Origin of the sequence: Lentzea sp. NEAU-D7 (genome assembly GCF_026242055.1) — a bacterium.
Lineage (GTDB): Bacteria > Actinomycetota > Actinomycetes > Mycobacteriales > Pseudonocardiaceae > Lentzea.
The window spans coordinates 318,154-334,328 of record NZ_JAPJDL010000006.1; the positions used below are offsets into that span (position 1 = coordinate 318,154).

The following is a 16,175-nucleotide window of genomic DNA, read 5'->3' on the forward strand; positions in this document are numbered from 1 at the left end:
TCTTCAACAGCCAGCGACAACACAAACCGACGGGATATTGTCACCTTTTGGGGGATGAACGCACACGGCCGTACGTCCTTCTGGCGCCCTGCTACGGCAATACAAAGACGCGTCGCCGCTACCACAAGACGATTGAAGCGAGCATCGACTTCGAATCGAACGAGCACCGCGAGCTGCCGCAGGCGCCCGAGTTGGCGGCGTTACGCGACCTCCACCCGTCCGGAAGAGCTCACTGCTGGGGCGCGATCGCCACGCACGACAGGATGATGGACCGGCTCCGCATTGGAGACGTCGTCGTGTTCACCGGAGACAACAAGGTCAAGGCAGCAGGTGAGGTCGGATATCTCGTTCGCAACCAGCCTCTCGCCGATCGGATGTGGGATCAGTTCGACAGCGGGCGAAGCTTTGTCAACGTCTACAGCGTGCGCAACATCCGCGTGATCGAGCGACCCCAGCGCGAGGTATGGCGCAGGCTTGGATTCGACGAGGGTGACAACGCAGCGGGCCAGCGGCTGGTTACCGACGAACGCGCGGAGCGGATCCTGACCGAGCTCCAGATAGCGACTGTTGTGACGGAAGCTCGAATCAGTGCAGAGCTCACTGCCATCAACCAAGCACTCACCACTGGTTCCTACATAATTCCGGTCGAGAACTTCCACATCGACGTGGTGTCGCAGCACGTCGCCGAGCGCAATGCACAATACGATCGCGTAGAAAGTCAGCTGGTGTCCCAGCACCAGCACTTCCACACAGACGTGGTGTTCACAAGCTTTCGCACGCATAACGACAAGCGCGCCGACCTGTACCGCGTCGAGCAGGACGAGGTCGAGATCGTGGAAGCCAAGAGTCTGGCCAACCACGAAAAAGTCCGCGAAGCCACAGCGCAGTCGCTGGACTACTCCGCTCAAAGCCGTCGACCTGTGACGCGGCTCAGCCCCCTGTTCCCGTTGAGGCTTGCTCAGTACGGCATCGACTATCTGCACCGTCTCGGCATTGACTGCATCTACCGGAGCGCCGACGGAAGCCTCGTCCGTGATGCGGCTCCAGACACTCGCCGCGCTTACATGCATCCGGTGTGGCGTGCTGGAACAGGTTGAACAAGCCTGCACCCACTTCGCGGACTCGTCGGTTCCAAACGTGCCCACGACTACGGCACACCTCAGCCGGGTTGTGCAGTGGCCAGCTGCACCAAGTGCTCGCCCCGCAGATCCGCGCCCGCCTGCCCGCCGGGGTTCACCAGTACCAGGAACCCCGCGCAGTGCGGACAGCAATTCCTTCAACGCCCACAGGTCCGGCAGTGCATCGCCCCCCGGCCGGGCGTTGAACGTGCCGTTGCCCGCAGTCGACGGGCTGCTGCGCCGATCCGGCACCCATCCAGACTGCCTCGGTCCGGCGGTGCTCGTACTGACCGGCCCGCTTACGGAACCGGTCGACCTGGAGACCTTGTGGGACAGGGCGTTCGAGGAGCTGGACGATCCACGTCTCGCCGATAGGGCCCTTTCGCTGCGCATGAGCGGCCTGGTCAAACGCCTCGCTCCGACCCCACAGGCGCGGCCGATCTGCCCACCACTTTGAACGTCGTTGTGAGAAGCCTGCCTTCGCGCGGCGAGCCGATCGGACGATTCGCGGCACGGATGACAGGCGACGCCCACGCCTTGGACGATGATCGTCCGCTGGCGACACTGGTACTTCGTGCCGTGCTCGCCTTGAGCGGCCTGCCGGACGGCAGCGGCTCGGAATGGCGCCGAGAGGTGTGGGCGTCGGTCGGCCTGACGCGGGACGAACTGTCGACCACGGTCATCACCTTGGGCTTCGGCGGCCATCAGGGCCTGGAAGCATGGCTCGGTCAACCGGTGCACCTCACCCTGCGCCAGCTCGTCCGTGATCTCCCGCGGCTGGCGGCGTTGGACGTGTTCGTCTGCGAGAACCCGGTCGTCGTGGCGGCAGCGGCCGACCACCTCGGGCCGTCCTGCCCACCGTTGGTCTGCACGAGCGGCCAGCCCAGCGCCGCCGTGATGCACCTGCTCCGCCTGATCGTCTCCGCGCGCGGCACCCTGCGTTACCACGGCGACTTCGACTGGGGCGGCATCCGCATCGCGAACGTGCTGCAGGACCGCGTGCCCTTCACGCCGTGGCGCTTCGACACCGCGTCTTACCTCGCTGCCGGTGGGGTGGGTCGTCCGCTGGCCGGTACACCGGTCGAAGCACGCTGGGATCCCGCCCTGGCACCGGCGATGAGTCATACGGGCCGTCGCATCGAGGAGGAACTCGTACTGGATGACCTTCTGAGCGATTGGGAGGCCTGATGGCCGCCCACCCTGTCACCCGAAAGCCCTACTCCGACAAGCTACGGTGGCACAGGTGACGACGTTTCCACCGGTGCCCGCGGACCTGTTCCGCTTCACCACGACCGACCAGGCGGAGCTGCACACTGCGGTGATGCGCGTGTTCGGGGTGGCGAACGAGTGCCTGCAGACCGTCCTCACCGCCGATGACGTGCAGCAACGGCTGCGCAGCGTCGGCTGGTCCGAGCAGGTGACGGACGAGGAGCTCACCGCGTCCCTCACTGCTCTGCGTGGATGGGGCCTGCTCGACGCCTCGCAGCACCGGTACGGCCTGACGAAACCCGGTGAGGCCGCGTACGCCGGCATCCGGCACGCCGTCCACATCCTCACGACCGACGGCGCGCTGCAGACCGCCGTGCTCGACGCCATCGCGGCCCACCTGGACGAGCTCGAAGAGCCGTTGGACGAGCGCCGGACCTTCACCACGCTCACCCAGCTCGAAGGCCACCTGGAAACGTTCAAAACCGGTACGACGCGGTTCAACGCCGACCTGCAGAGGCTGTTGAGGGACGACCAGGCCGACCTGGCCACGTTCCAGGACGTCAAGCGCACGACGGTCACCTACCTGCGCGACTTCATCGCGGACCTGGACGCGCGCAAGGTGAGGATCCGCGAGGCCGTCCAAGCCATCGACTCCGCCGAGCTGCTCGAACGCGCGCGCAGCGGTGCCGGGCTCGTCCACGACCAGTGGATGCAGCAGCGCAAGGAGAACTGGAGCAGCCTGCGCGTCTGGTTCTGCGACAACCCGCCGCGCGTCGAGGAGCTGCAGGACGTGTCGCGCAAGGCGATCGTGCAGTTGCTGCGGGTGCTCGACCGGATCAGTGAACAGCGCAAGAAGCCCACGAACACCGCGGCCGACTTCCGGGCGCTCGCTCGGTGGTTCGCGCGGACCGAGACCGAGGACGAGGCGCACGAGCTGTTCAACGCCGCGTTCGGGTTGTGGCCTGCCAGGCACGCGCACCTCGCGCACGCCGACGGGGAGCTGCTACCGAGCGGCGAGGCGTGGCACAACACGCCGCCGGTGCCCGTGTCACCGCAGCTGCGCGCGACCGGGAAGCAGGAGCACATCGGTGCCACCGGCAAGGTCCGCAACGTCGACGAGGTGCGCCGCAACCGCCGCGAGCAGGCGGAGAGGGAACGCGCCGAGCTCGAGTACGCGTGGTCGCAGATCCAGACCGACGGGGCGATCCGGATCTCCACGCTCACCAACCTCGACCACGACACCTTCCACCGGCTGATCGACCTGGTCGGCAGGGCGCTGGGCAGCGATCCGGACAGCACCGGCACGCGCACGGCCGGCACGAGCGACGGGCGGATGCAGATCAACCTGCGCAACGCGCGCGGCTGGGCGACCATGACCACCCAGAAGGGCACGCTGAGCGGGCCCGACTACGTGATCGACGTGCAGAGCCGATGAGCCGCACGGGGAACCAGCTCGCACGGCTGGAGAGCGAAGAGGTGGCGCGTGGCGTTCGTCTGCTGCTCGCGCGGCCGTTGCTGACCGCGACGCAGGACCCCGACGGCTTCGACCTCATCCGGAGGCGCCGCGAGCCGATCACGAAGTGGTTCGACTACTACTGCGGCTGGCGTGTGGTCGTCGAGCCGCGGGCCGGGTACGCGCGCCTCTTCAAGGTGACGCAACGGCCTGACCGCACGCGGCCGGCGTTCGACCGGCGGCGCTACACGCTGCTGTGTCTGGTGTGCGCGGAGCTGCTGGCGACGCCGGTGTGCACGCTCGACGAGCTGACCACCCGCACGAGACAGGCCGCCGCCGAAGACGGCATCCAGTTCGACCCGGCCAGGCGCAGCGACCGCAACGCGTTCAACGACGTCCTGACGTTCCTCGAGGAGCACGGCGCCGTCGAGACCGGCGAGCACGTCCGCGCGGATCCGACGCTCATCACCCGCCTGCTGGCCGCACCGGTGCCGCCCTCCACAGTGGACACGATCGCCGGACTGACCCGCGAGACCCGTTACGACACCGCGCACCGCAGCCTGTGGCAGCGCCACTCCGTGATGCGCAGGCTCATCGACGACCCGGTGCTGTACAAGGAAGATCTGAACGCGAACCAGCTCGCGTTCCTGACGGCCCCCGCCGGGCGCAAGGTCGTCCAGACGGGCATCCGGCTCGCCGGATGCACGCTGGAGGAACGCGCAGAGGGTTATCTCGTGGTCGACGCCGACGCGATCGCCACGGACACGAGGTTTCCGGACGACGACAACCACGCGAAGGTCGCCGCGTTGTTGTTGCTCGACCGGTTGGCACAGGGTCCGGCCACCACGGAGGACCTGGTAGAAGAAGTACGCGAGCTGCTCACGAAGTTCCGCACCTGGGCCAAGGCCTACCAGTCGGACGGTGGCGCGGGCAGGCTCGCGGCGGACGCGCTCGAGCTGCTGGAGGCGTTCGGGCTCGCACGCACGGAGAACGGCACCGTTCACAGGCTGCCCGCCGCAGCCAGGTACGCGGTCGAGGAGCTCAATGACTGACCGGTGGCAACCGAGCCGCGCCGGCATCATCAACGTCTGGCGCTACTACGACGAGATCTTCTCGTTCTACCAGGGCAGACTGCTGCTCAGGGGTCCCAACGGCACGGGCAAGTCGAAGGCGCTCGAGCTGCTGCTGCCGTACCTATTCGACGCGAACCTGCGTCCGCACCGGCTGTCGACGTTCGGCAGCGCGGACCGCACGATGCACTGGAACCTCATGGGCGAGGGCAACCAGGGCAGCACGCGCGTCGGGTACGTGTGGCTGGAGTTCCAGCACGGCGAGCAGTGGTTCACGTGCGGTGCGCGCCTTCAGGCCACCACGAACACGACGAACGTCATCGCCACGTACTTCACCACGTCGCTCCGGATCGGCGATCTGGCACTGGTGAACGAGGCCGGACGCCCGTTGACCAAGACCGATCTCGCCGCCGCGATCGGTGACCACGGCGTCGTGCACGCCTCACCGGCCGATTACCGCCACACGGTGCGGACGACGTTGTTCCCCGGCGTGAGCGAGCAACGGTACGACTCGCTGATCACCGCGCTGTTGCAGCTGCGCACGCCGAAGCTGTCCGAGCGGCTCGATCCGGGCGTGCTGTCCTCGTTGCTGTCCAAGGCACTTCCGCCGCTGGACCAGTCCGACCTGACCGAGATCGCCGAGGGGTTCGAACGGCTCGACCGCCAGCGCGAGGACCTGCGGCGGCTCGACGAGGAGATCACCACCGCCGAACGGCTCGCGGACGTGCAGCGCGTCTACGCCCAGCGCGTTCTCGGGGTGGCCGCACGGGCGCTGGAGTCGGCGACCGAGCAGCTCGAGGACCTGACGCGGGCCGCGCGGATGAGCGAACACCGCTACCAGCGGCAGATCACGCTGACCGACGAGGCGTTCGAGCAGCTCGCGGCGCTGGGCCGGGAGGCGAGCGCGGTCGACGCGGAGATCTCCGGCATCTCCGACCTGCCCGCGTACCAGGAGGGCAAGCAGCTCGACCTGTTGCGGCAGCAGCTTTCCGCCGCGAACCTGCGCGCTTCGGAGGCCTCCGCACACGCCGTGAAACTCCGCGCGCGTGCCGTTGCCGACGAGGAACGTGCGGAGCAGGCCAAGTCCGATGCGGCCGCACGCGCCGATGAGCTGCGACGCTCCGCCGTGATCGCACGGGAAGCCGCCGAGCAGGCGGGCATGCCGTCGGTGTTCGAGGAGATCGAGTCGCACGCCGACGCGCGGTCGGGCCGTCAGCTGCTCACCGCCGCCATCGAGTCGCGGTCCACCGAGATCAACGCGATCAGTCGTGCCGTCGCCGCGCACGAGAAAGCCGTAGACGCACGCAATGCCGCACGCCAACGGCTTGAGGAAACTCGTGACGAGCTCGAACTCGCCACGGAAGCGGAAGCCGCGGCGCAGCGGACGTTCGAGCAAGCGTTTGCGAAGTTCCGCGCGGACTTCGACACGTGGGCGCACGGCTGTTCTGAGCTGAACGTGTCCGAGCACGGCGAGGTCGTCGAGGCCGCCGCGCGCGCACGTGAGGAGTTCAGCCGCATCGAAGCGCGTCTGGAGGAGACGCGCACGGCGTTGAACGGCCAGCTCTCGCAGTACAACGCCATCCGCGAGAAGCTCGCCAACCAGGTCGACGTGCCTCCGCCCGCGCCGTACACGCGTGGCGACGAGTACCGCGCTCACGCCGTGGGCGCCCCTCTGTGGCGTCTGGTCGACTTCCGCCCCGGCACACCGCTGCCCGTGCGTGGTGCGGTCGAGGCGGCGTTGGAGGCGTCGGGCCTGCTCGACGCGTGGATCACGCCGGACAGCTCGTTCGGCCTGCTGCACCAGGACCGCTTCGCCGAACCGTCGCTGGCGCCTCCCGCCGCCGGCTACTCGCTGCTGGAGGTGCTCGTCACCGATGACGAGCGCTGTCGCCGGTTCCTGGAGAGCGTCGCGTTCGGCGACACGGCCACCGGTCACGCCGTCGCGATCGGCGCGGACGGGACGTGGCGCCTGGCCAGCGCGCACGGCCGCTGGACCAAGGACTTCCCCACCTACATCGGCGCGGACGCCCGCAAACGGGCCCGCGCGGGGCGGATCGCCGAACTGACCGGCCTGATCGAGCAGCTCGCCACCGACCTGTCCGGTGTGGACGCCGCGCTGAACCAGATCGCCGTGCGCCGCGCCACGCTCGCCGGCGAACTGGCGAGGCAGCCCTCGACCGACCCGATCGAGATCGCCGAGGAGCAGCGGACCAAGGCGCAGTTGCGTTGCGCGGCGAGGAAGGACGCCGTCGCGGCCGCCGCCCAGCGGGTGGCCGAGGCCGAGGCCGTCGTCGCCCAGCACCCCGCCACCACCGACGTCCCGGACGCGGACGCGCTGGCGGCGTTCGCCACCGCGGCCCACCGCTGGCTGGACGACCGCCACGACGCGTTCGCCACCGAGGCGCTGTCGGTCGAGGCCGGCACCCGCGCCTCGACGAGCAGCGCGCTGGCCGACGAGGCCGAGGAGACGACGGCCGCCCGCCAGCAGGAGGCCGCCGACCTCGCCATCACGCTGGAGACCGTCGAACGTGCCGCGGGCTCCGAGTTCCAGGCACTGGACCAGCAGCTCATCTCGTTGCGCGCCAAGGCTCTCGCGATCGCCGAGGAACGCGAACTGCTGCAGGACAAGCAAACGGGCCTGGCGCGCACACTCGGAACGTTGGAGGAGAAGCGCAAGGGCGACACCGCGCGCGCCGCGGAAGCCGCGGTCGTGCACGAGGCGGCCGAAGCCCGCTACCGGCACCTGACCAGCGGCCACCTGCCCGCGGACGCCGGTGAGGTGCCCGACGAACCGGTGGACCCGCGCCTGATCCGCGACTCCGAGTCCCGTCTCGGCGCCGCCGTGCACGAGGCGCAGCACCAGCTGGCCGGACGCATCCACCTGTCGCTCGACCCCGACGACGACGTCACCGTGCTCACCGCAACGCTGGACGGCGCGCGCATGGGTGCGCACGCCCTGCTTGAAACGCTGCAAGCCGAACGCGACCGCGTGCGCTCCCACATCACGGACGGCGAACGCGACCTCTTCGACCAGACCCTGACCGGCGACACCCGAAGGCACATCGCCCAGCGCATCCAGGGCGCGTCCGAACTCGTCGTCACCATGAACCAGCACCTGGAGCGCGTCCAGACCGCCTCCGGCATCCGCGTGCAGCTCGACTGGCAGGTCGATCCCCAGCTGCCGCCGGGCACGCGAGAGGCTCGCGACCTGCTGCTGCGTTCAGACCTCAACGACGACGAACGCGCGTTGCTGCACCAGTTCTTCCGCGAGCGCGTGGAAGAAGCACGCGCACACGACTCCGCCACGGGCTGGGAACAACAACTGGCCCAGGTTCTCGACTACACGACGTGGCACCAGTTCGTCGTGAAGGTGGACCGAGGCGAAGGCTGGGTCCCGGTCACCAAACGCGTGCACGGCGCGTTGTCCGGTGGCGAGAAGGCCATCGTGCTGCACCTCCCGCTGTTCGCCGCGGCGGCCGCGCACTACCACGCCACCCCGACCGCACCCCGCCTGATCCTGCTGGACGAGGTCTTCGTCGGCGTCGACGCCACCAACCGGGGCCAGCTGCTGGAACTGCTGGTCAACTTCGACCTCGACCTGGTGCTCACGTCGGACCACGAGTGGTGCGACTACCGGGAGCTGACCGGCATCGCCATCCACCAGCTCACGACCGGCACGGACGGGGACGACGCCGTGACGACCGTGCGCTTCACGTGGGACGGGCACAGCCTCACGGCTGATGACTAGCTTCCGAACAACGCCAGCTGTTCGCGTTGTTCGGAAGTGAGGGGGAACGACGGGTTGTGCCGCGGATAGATCTCCGCGGCCTCCCAAAGCTCAGCGCGCACGCTGGACGCGGTGCCGATCCTGCGTCCACGCGCGCGTAGCGCCGCCACGATGGCGGCGGCGTCGAACAGGTACACGGCGTCGATGACCAACGGTCTCGTCGTGCCGCGAGAGCTGGCCGGAGGCACCTTGGGCCCGGCCAGCACCAGGTACAGGTCCGGCCCCTCCTGCTTCAGGTCCAACAGCCCTTCCCGCTTCGGGTACCACTTCACGTCCACCGTCCGGCCGTCGCGGAACCTGCCGTTGATGCCTCTGGACGTCTCCAGAGCGATGCCGAAGACCTTGGCGGCGATCCACTCGCCGAGGTGCCCGGTCAACGCCGGTCGCCCGATGCACGACGACAGCTCGGCGTCGATGCGGTTGCGTTCCCGGAGGAGCTCGGCCACCCGGTCCACGGCGTTCACGCCGACCCGCTCAACTGCCCGAGCAACCCGGCGAACAGGTCCTCGGACACGATCGGAATCCCGTAGTTGCGCGCCTTGTCCGCCTTGCCCGACATGGAGTCCGGGTCCGCCGCGATCACCACCGCCGTCTTCTTCGTCACGCCCGCCTTCACGGTGAGCCCGGCGGACAGCGCCCGGCTCTCCCACACGTCCCGGGGCTCGCGCATCTCACCGGTGAACACGACGGGATCCCCCGGCGATAGTCGGACCGGCCGGCGCAGCGCACCGGCGACCTCCACGCCCAGCAACGACGCGACCAGGCGCAGGTCGGCCTCCTCGTCCGCGGTCACCCGGCCGTCCTCCCAGGCGGCGTCCGCCAGGGCGGCGAGGTAACCGCGGTGCAGCTCCATCACCTGCGGCAGGCTCAGGTCGAGCGCACGAGCCACCTCGACCAGCTCTTCCTGCTCCTCGTGCGACAGGTGCCGGTCGACCAGCGCACGGTCGAGCACGTCGAGGTACTCGTCACCCGACGCCGTCTCCACGCGGGGAAGCAGGCGCACGAGCTTGGCCAGGAAGTGCTGTTCGGTTCCGTGCGCGTGGCTGCGTTGCACGGCGAACGCGTTCACGGTCCGCGGCACGGTCAGCCGCACCGGTTCCACGTGCCCGATGCGGTCCAGGCACCGCGCCAGCAGCCCGGCGGACGCGCGCGCGTCGTGCAGTGCGGAGTGCGCGGTGCCCATCGGGACGCCGGCCGCCTCGCAGCACGCGGCGAGCGACCGCGACGACGCGCCCAGGTGACGAGTCGCGAGGTTCATCGTGCACAGCCCGGCCGGGGCGGAGAGCTCGTGGCCGAGCCGCGCGAACTCGGCCTGCAGGAACCGCAGGTCGAACGACAGGTTGTGCGCGACGAGGACCCGTCCCGACAGCCTCGCGGCGAGCTCACCAGCGATCCCGGCGAACTCGGGCGCGCGGCGGGCGTCCGCGGCGCTGATGCCGTGCACGTGCTGGGCACCGAGGTCGCGGCGAGGGTTCACCAGTGTGCACCACTCGTCGGTCCGGCGGCCGGAGGCGTCGAGGTGCACGACCGCGACCTCGATCACCCGGTGGCGCTGACCAGGCGAAAGCCCGGTGGTCTCGACGTCGGCGACCGCGTACCCGTTGCTCATGCCGGACCTGTCGTTCGGACCCGTGCCGGGCGTTATCCCTGACCGCCGAGGTCATCCGTTAGGACCAACGCGAGTTCGCCGCGGGTCGCGATCCCGAGCTTCACGTAGGTGTTGGACAGGTGGTTGTCGACGGTCCGCACGGAGATCACCAACGACTCGGCGATCTCCTTGTTCGTGAGTCCTCGTGCGGCCAGCACGCCTCCTCGAACCGAGCGGCCACCTCTTCCAGCGCCGCGGAGTCGTTGCCCAGCAACGCCTCCACGTAAGCGAGTTCGCAGAGCCGCGCGAACGGATGCGTGGGCCGTGCCTCTCCCAGCAGACGCCGTGCTTCGAGCAGCAACATGTTTCCGGCGGCTCGCACCGGCGACCACGGCCGAGGCGTACGGCAGGTTGGCCGCGTACGCCGAACGCCTGGTGGCCATCAAGGAGCCCGGTGACGACGTCATCACCGAGCTTCGCGACGAACCGAACCTCGTGACCACCCTTGTGCTGCTCATCACAGCAGGACACGAGACGACCGTGCAGCTCATCGGCAACGGCCTGCTCGCGTTGGGGGTGGGTCGCGTCGCCACGTCCGACGTGGTGATCGGAGGGGTCACGATTCCGAAAGCCTCGCAGGTCACCGTCTCACCAGGGGCGGCGAACCGGAATCCGTCCCGGTACTCCGACCCGGACGTGTTGCAGCTGGGCCGAGACCCACACGTCGCGTTCGGTCACGGGGTCCACTACTGCGTGGGGGCGCGCCTGGCTCGCATCGAGGGTGAGATCGCGTTCGGAACGCTCCTGAGGCGTTTCCCTGAACTCGCGCTCGCCGCTGAGCCCGAGTGGAGGGAGTCATTCATCCGAGGCTTGGGATCATTTCGCGTGCGACCGAAGCCTTGACGGCGGCACGGGCGGCCGACAGGTCGTCGACCGCGTAAATCTCGGGACAGGACGCGATGACGAGGTCCTTGTCCGACGCCACGGTCAGCAAAGACACTTTCTCCGTCAACGACTTGGCTTGCCGGACAACTCCCTTGGCATCGACGCGGATCAACGTGACCCACGTCTCTGACCAGGGAAAGTCCGCTACGGCGCTGGATTTCCGCAGGCCTTCCACATCGAACTCGGCAAATCTGGGCATGACACCAAGATAACGAGTCGAGGTTGCGGAAAGTCAAAGATCACCCTTTCACCGCAATGCAGCCAGCAGATGGGACAGGTTGACACCAACGGCGTCCGCCAACCGGCGCACGACTTCTGGAGCGGGTGCCAACGGGTGCGTCTCGCGGGTGAACGGCAGGCCTTCACCACCTGAAAACTTCGATTGCGGCGTAACGGGCGCGAGCATCGGGTAGACGCGCCAGCGCGGCACCTTCGAGTCCGCCATGGCGAGCGTGTTCTCGTGCCACAACATCACAGCCGATGACCGGATGTTGCGCGCGAGAACGCAGCCGTGGCCCGTGAGCGTGATCGCGCGCGCAGCGGCCCGCACCGCGTTGCGGAACTCGCCTTCCACCACCCACACGCCGTTCATGAACTCCGCGGTGAAGCCCTCGGTCTCCAGTGCGGCGATCGTTTCGGCGTGCTGGTCGTCCGCCGCGGCAGTGGCGAGCTCGATGACCTCCTGGACCTCGGAGGCCGTCACCACGCGCGCACCGGCCTCTGTGGAGGCGTGCAGGAGCCGTTCCACGTGACGGTCCTCGGCGTAGGCAGCCCACTCCTGGGCCTTCTCCCACGCCGACCGTGCGATGACATCGGCCTCGGAGCCGCCGCGCAGGCGTGCGTCCTGCAGCAGCTGTGCGAGCACCACGGCGATGACAGAGCTCAGCAGTGCGTCGTCATGTGACTCGTCGTCCGCGGGCACGAGAGAGACGACCAGGTCGCGCAGATCGGCGCGCCAGCTCTCGTCGCCCGCCCACACGCCGATGGCGAGCAGGTTCAGGTAGTGGTCCGCGAGGGCCATCCGCACGAGCAACGGCTGAGTGCCCGCTTCTCGTGCGTCACGGCGTGCGGTGACCTTCATCTGCTGTCGTTCCGCGGGATCCACCACGCTCACGCGGATCTTGTCGAGTTCGTCGAGGAAGTCGTCCCACCGGTCATCCGAAAACCGGGCGAAGACGTCGTCCACCTGATACCTCCAGCTCAGAGTCGAGCGACGGACTCGAGTACTCGTCTGGTGCGCGCCACTTCGTGCGCGCGGAAGACCGCGGCGCCCGCCAACGCCGCGATCGCGGTCGCGACGAGGGTGCCCTCGACGCGCTCGTGCAGTTCCACGCCGAGGGTCTCCCCGACGAAGTCCTTGTTGGACAGAGCCATCAGCACCGGCCACCCGGTCGCCACCAGCTCGTCCGTGTGCCGCACCAGCGCGAGGCTGTGCCATGTGTTCTTGCCGAAGTCGTGTGTGGGGTCGATCAGCACGCTCTTGCGAGGCACACCGAGTGCGACCACCCTCTCCGCGCGCGCCGTCGTCTCCGCGATGACGTCCGCGACGAGGTTCGGGTAACTAACCCTATGCGGACGCGTGCGGGGTACCGCACCGCCCGTGTGCGAGCAGACGTAGCCGGCGCCGTACTCCGCGGCGACCTCGGCCAGCTCCGGGTCCGCGCCCGCCCACGTGTCGTTGAGCAGGTCGGCACCGGCCTCGCAGACGAGCCGGCCGACGTCCGCGCGCCAGGTGTCGCTGCTGATGACCAGATCCGGGTAGGCGTCGCGCACGCGGGTGATGAACGGCACGACGCGGCGCACTTCCTCACCGGAGTCGACCAGATCGCCGGGGCCGGCTTTCACGCCGCCGATGTCCACGATGTCCGCGCCCTCGTCCACGACGCGGTGCACGGCCTCCATGGCCACGTCCTCGGCGTAGGTGGCGCCCTTGTCGTAGAACGAGTCCGGGGTGCGGTTGATGATCGCCATCACCAGCGCGTGGTCGCGGACGACGGTCCGGCCGCGGAACTGGAGCTCGATCACATCCCGTGTCTACCAGGTGGTCCCCGACCTGTGCACATGGCGGACGTCTCATACTGCGTGGCGTGGAACTGGTGAAAGCGGTCGACGCGCTCTGGCAGCGCGGCTGGCTGCCGTACGACGTGCGCGAGATGGTGTCGCGTTCGCTCGATGAGTCGGCTACCTCTCTCGTGGTGGACGTGATCGCTTTGTCCTGTTCGCCGCATGCTCCGGCGACGGTGCATCCGCGGTGGCAGCGTCAGCTGGACGAGATCGGCGCCTCGGTGTGGTGGGAGGGGCCGCTGCTGGAGGCGTGGGCGACGCGTCACATCGAGACGCTGTCGTACGCGAACCGCACGGCCGCGGAACTGCTGAAGTTCCTCGGGCGGTTGCCGTCGTTGCCGCAGATCCTGCCGTTGCCGGGTGACGTGCTGATGTCGGCCGTGCGCGCGGGGCTGGACCCGAAGGTGCTCAACCGGGTGCGCGGGCTGCTGGCGAAGGCCGAGTCGACGGCGTTCCCCGAGGAGGCGGAGGCGCTGTCGGCCAAGGCGCAGGAGCTGATGAACCGGCACGCGCTGGAGCGGGCGATGCTCGACGCGGACCTGCCCGCGCAGGCGACGTCGCGGCGGATGTGGCTCGACAAGAGCTACTTCAAGGAGAAGTCGCAGCTCGTGCACGTGGTGTCGGAGGCCTTCCGGTCGCGGGCGGTGGCCTACGACGGGTTCGGGTTCATCGCTCTCGTCGGTGACGAGGTCGACCTGGAGAGCGTGGAGCTGCTGTCGACGTCTCTGCTCGTGCAGGCGACACGGGCGATGGTCGCCGTCGGCGGCCGGGCCGGCAAGGGCAGCGAGGCGCGCTCGCGGCCGTTCCGGAAGTCGTTCCTGGTGGCGTACGCGTCGCGGATCGGGGAGCGGCTGGAGGCGGTGGCGTCCGCGCCCGCCGCGCCGGACGACCCGATCGCCTCGGACGAGCGGTTGCTGCCGGTGCTCGCGGACCGCAAGCAGGCCGTGGACACGCTGTTCGAGCAGATGTTCACGCGCACGCGCACCTCGCGCGTCACGGTGCGGTCAGCCGCCGGGTGGGGCGCGGGACGTGCCGCCGCGGACGCCGCCGACATCGGGACGGGCCGCAACGCCGTGACCTCCGGGTAGCCCTCCACCCCTTCGGGTGAACTCCCGGCACCACAAAGGCCTCCAGGGGCGCCACCCCGGAAAACCGTCAGACCCCCTCCCTAACGTCGACCCCATGACATCCACCTTCCACAACGAGATCAAGCTCGGCGAGGTCCACTACCGGCTGAGCGCGACGACCGACTCCGACGAGTCGGTGGTGCTCGACCTGCTCGGCTCACTCGACTCGGGCGAGGTGGTCGCGGACGGCCGCCTGCGCCTGCCGGTAGAGGGCGGCGTCACGGTCGGCAAGCTCCTCGCGCGGGTGCTGAGCGCCCACACGCGCCTGCGCAGCCGCCCGTCCCGCCACGCGAACGCCAACCAGCCCTGGACCGAAGCCCTCGACACCGACCTGCGCACCGCCTGGCTCACCGCGTCCGAGACCGACTCCCCGAAGCTGATCAGGTCCCTGGCCGACGCCATGGAGCGCTCCCCCACGGCCATCCGCGCCCGCCTCGCCAGGGTGGGCTGCGACCCGGACGTGCCGGGCCGCGAACTCTCCGCCACAGCCGCCGTGCTCCTAGGGGCGAGTTCAGGGAGCAGTCAGGGAAAGACCTGATTCGCGGCCCCTGCGCCCGGCGGACCCTGGAAGGGCAACGCACCAGAGTCCAGGGGGTACACAGTGGAAATCGGCGGCTTGTTCACCGCGCTGCTCTTCGGAGCCATCATCGGCGGCCTGGGCCGCCTCGTGGTCCCGGGCAGGCAACACGTGTCGCTGCTGGCGACCATCCTCGTAGGCATCGTCGCCGCCCTGCTGGGCACCGCCGCGGCCACGGTCCTGGGCGTGGCCAACACCCCGGGAATCGACTGGATCGAACTGGCTCTCCAGGTGGGCCTCGCCGGCGCCGGCGTGACCCTGTGGGCCAACCGCTCCAAACAGAAACTCCTCCGCTGACCCCAGGCCAAGGGGCGGCCCAGCCGCCCACACGCCCTCAGCCGACAGACCCGAGCCGCGAGCCCTCCGAGCGCCCCCAAGCCACCGCGCCCGGACCGCACAGCACCCAACGGGTCCACCGGCCCTCTCCAGGCTGCGTCTCACTCCCCGCCGCACTGCCTCCCCGCGCCTGAACGCGCCGGATCCCAGTGCTTCCAACGGATCCGCAGCCTGATACGCGGTTGACTGCTGCCCACCGAGCGGCGGAGCAGGCCACCGCCTTCAGCGGGTCATACGGCCTCGGCGTGCAGCGCCACCCCGAACCACCGCATCCCTTGAACGCACGCCCGACCTCATGCCGCGGGAGTACGGGCAGTGCACGCGAGCTGCGGCCCTAAGCAGATGTCCAAGCCCTACAACGAAAAGCCTCGTTGACCGGCCAACCTGCCAACACGCCGCCAGCCCGGCCTCCAGCCGACCAACAAACCCAAGCCGCCACCGGCAACCACCGGCCGGCTCAACAGCTGACCCAGCCCCTAGCGAGCCCATCCACCGGCAGCCAGCCCTCCGGCCACCGCATCAGTCGACCTGCAGCACTGAGCGAGCCCACCGGCACCAGCCGTCCCGCCAATCAACCAGCCCACCACCTACCAAGAGCAACCACCGCGTCAGCCTGCCCGCCAACCGCCGACGCGCCCACTCACCGGCATTCAGCCACACCGCCAGTCACCGGCCCACTCAGGTGCCCCCACCCAGTCAGCCGCCCACCAGCCACCGGAGCGCCCGCCCACCAGCAGCCCGCCCACCAGCCGCTGGCGCACCCAACCATCAGCAGCCCGCCCTCCGGCCACACCGCCAGCCGACCCGCAGTCCCTTGGAGAGCGCACCCACCGACAGCCAGCCAACCCACCCACCAGCCAGCTGACCTGCGGCCCTCAGCGAACTCACCCGCCGACAGCCA

Annotated in this window: 14 protein-coding genes and 1 pseudogene; 9 read left to right on the forward strand and 6 right to left on the reverse strand. The window is 69.1% G+C overall.

Translation table 11 applies throughout. The features are described from left to right. Positions 1 to 47: 47 nt before the first annotated feature. The 5 genes and pseudogenes from ORI60_RS15570 (at position 48) to ORI60_RS15590 (ending at position 8,598) form a co-directional block, all read left to right on the forward strand. Positions 48 to 1,097 carry a hypothetical protein gene (locus tag ORI60_RS15570; RefSeq protein ID WP_266037969.1) on the forward strand — a complete coding sequence of 350 codons (1,050 nt, stop codon included), beginning with the start codon at positions 48 to 50 and terminating at the stop codon, positions 1,095 to 1,097. Positions 1,098 to 1,544: 447 nt separating this feature from the next. Then, positions 1,545 to 2,306, forward strand: a pseudogene (locus ORI60_RS15575) (TIGR02679 family protein); the annotation flags it as partial. A 55-nt stretch (positions 2,307 to 2,361) separates the two neighbouring features. Beyond that, entirely contained in the window at positions 2,362 to 3,762 is a 1,401-nt protein-coding gene (locus tag ORI60_RS15580; RefSeq protein WP_266037970.1) for a TIGR02677 family protein, read from the forward strand. After that, entirely contained in the window at positions 3,759 to 4,832 is a 1,074-nt protein-coding gene (locus tag ORI60_RS15585; protein WP_266037971.1) for a TIGR02678 family protein, read from the forward strand. The genes ORI60_RS15580 and ORI60_RS15585 overlap by 4 nt, the downstream gene beginning before the upstream one ends. After that, complete coding sequence (locus ORI60_RS15590) at positions 4,825 to 8,598, forward strand: SbcC/MukB-like Walker B domain-containing protein (RefSeq protein WP_266037973.1); 3,774 nt, start codon at positions 4,825 to 4,827, stop codon at positions 8,596 to 8,598. The genes ORI60_RS15585 and ORI60_RS15590 overlap by 8 nt, the downstream gene beginning before the upstream one ends. Here the strand turns inward: ORI60_RS15590 and ORI60_RS15595 are convergent. The 3 genes from ORI60_RS15595 to ORI60_RS15605 are packed head-to-tail and all read right to left on the reverse strand — an operon-like array spanning position 8,595 to position 10,443. After that, a complete protein-coding gene (locus ORI60_RS15595; RefSeq protein ID WP_266037975.1) occupies positions 8,595 to 9,101 on the reverse strand; it encodes a hypothetical protein in 507 nt (168 codons plus the stop codon). The two genes, ORI60_RS15590 and ORI60_RS15595, sit on opposite strands and share 4 nt — an antisense overlap. Next, positions 9,098 to 10,246, reverse strand: coding sequence for an exonuclease domain-containing protein (locus ORI60_RS15600; RefSeq protein ID WP_266037977.1), 1,149 nt, complete (start codon positions 10,244 to 10,246; stop codon positions 9,098 to 9,100). Before ORI60_RS15600 ends, ORI60_RS15595 begins: the two co-directional genes overlap by 4 nt. Positions 10,247 to 10,278: 32 nt before the next feature. Beyond that, on the reverse strand, positions 10,279 to 10,443 hold the full coding sequence (locus tag ORI60_RS15605; RefSeq protein WP_266037979.1) for a response regulator transcription factor: 165 nt from the start codon (positions 10,441 to 10,443) through the stop codon (positions 10,279 to 10,281). Positions 10,444 to 10,660: 217 nt separating this feature from the next. Here ORI60_RS15605 and ORI60_RS15610 point away from each other — a divergent pair, with 217 nt between their 5' ends. Next, positions 10,661 to 11,128 carry a cytochrome P450 gene (locus ORI60_RS15610; RefSeq protein ID WP_266037981.1) on the forward strand — a complete coding sequence of 156 codons (468 nt, stop codon included), beginning with the start codon at positions 10,661 to 10,663 and terminating at the stop codon, positions 11,126 to 11,128. Here ORI60_RS15610 and ORI60_RS15615 read toward each other — a convergent pair. The 3 genes from ORI60_RS15615 to folP are packed head-to-tail and all read right to left on the reverse strand — an operon-like array spanning position 11,085 to position 13,195. Further along, positions 11,085 to 11,369: a hypothetical protein gene (locus ORI60_RS15615; RefSeq protein ID WP_266037982.1), complete on the reverse strand. Its 285-nt coding sequence runs from the start codon at positions 11,367 to 11,369 to the stop codon at positions 11,085 to 11,087. The two genes, ORI60_RS15610 and ORI60_RS15615, sit on opposite strands and share 44 nt — an antisense overlap. A gap of 48 nt (positions 11,370 to 11,417) precedes the next feature. Next, positions 11,418 to 12,356 carry a hypothetical protein gene (locus ORI60_RS15620; RefSeq protein WP_266037983.1) on the reverse strand — a complete coding sequence of 313 codons (939 nt, stop codon included), beginning with the start codon at positions 12,354 to 12,356 and terminating at the stop codon, positions 11,418 to 11,420. Positions 12,357 to 12,370: 14 nt separating this feature from the next. Continuing rightward, positions 12,371 to 13,195, reverse strand: a complete 825-nt coding sequence (folP, locus tag ORI60_RS15625) for a dihydropteroate synthase (protein WP_266037990.1) — start codon at positions 13,193 to 13,195, stop codon at positions 12,371 to 12,373. A gap of 62 nt (positions 13,196 to 13,257) precedes the next feature. Between folP and ORI60_RS15630 the strand changes: the two genes are divergently transcribed. From ORI60_RS15630 to ORI60_RS15640, 3 genes are all read left to right on the forward strand, one after another. Beyond that, positions 13,258 to 14,322 (forward strand): DUF2786 domain-containing protein, encoded by a 1,065-nt coding sequence (locus ORI60_RS15630; RefSeq protein ID WP_266037991.1) that lies wholly within the window; start codon positions 13,258 to 13,260, stop codon positions 14,320 to 14,322. A 94-nt stretch (positions 14,323 to 14,416) separates the two neighbouring features. Beyond that, entirely contained in the window at positions 14,417 to 14,899 is a 483-nt protein-coding gene (locus ORI60_RS15635) for a hypothetical protein (protein WP_266037992.1), read from the forward strand. A gap of 63 nt (positions 14,900 to 14,962) precedes the next feature. Then, a complete protein-coding gene (locus tag ORI60_RS15640) occupies positions 14,963 to 15,235 on the forward strand; it encodes a GlsB/YeaQ/YmgE family stress response membrane protein (protein WP_266037993.1) in 273 nt (90 codons plus the stop codon). The last annotated feature ends 940 nt before the right edge of the window (positions 15,236 to 16,175 follow it).

Coding starts and splice junctions, on each gene's coding strand:
- ORI60_RS15615 (WP_266037982.1), bottom strand. CDS start 11,369: ATGCCCAGATTTGCCGAGTTCGATGTGGAAGGCCTGCGGAAATCCAGC.
- ORI60_RS15585 (WP_266037971.1), top strand. CDS start 3,759: ATGAGCCGCACGGGGAACCAGCTCGCACGGCTGGAGAGCGAAGAGGTG.
- ORI60_RS15590 (WP_266037973.1), top strand. CDS start 4,825: ATGACTGACCGGTGGCAACCGAGCCGCGCCGGCATCATCAACGTCTGG.
- ORI60_RS15635 (WP_266037992.1), top strand. CDS start 14,417: ATGACATCCACCTTCCACAACGAGATCAAGCTCGGCGAGGTCCACTAC.
- ORI60_RS15600 (WP_266037977.1), bottom strand. CDS start 10,246: ATGAGCAACGGGTACGCGGTCGCCGACGTCGAGACCACCGGGCTTTCG.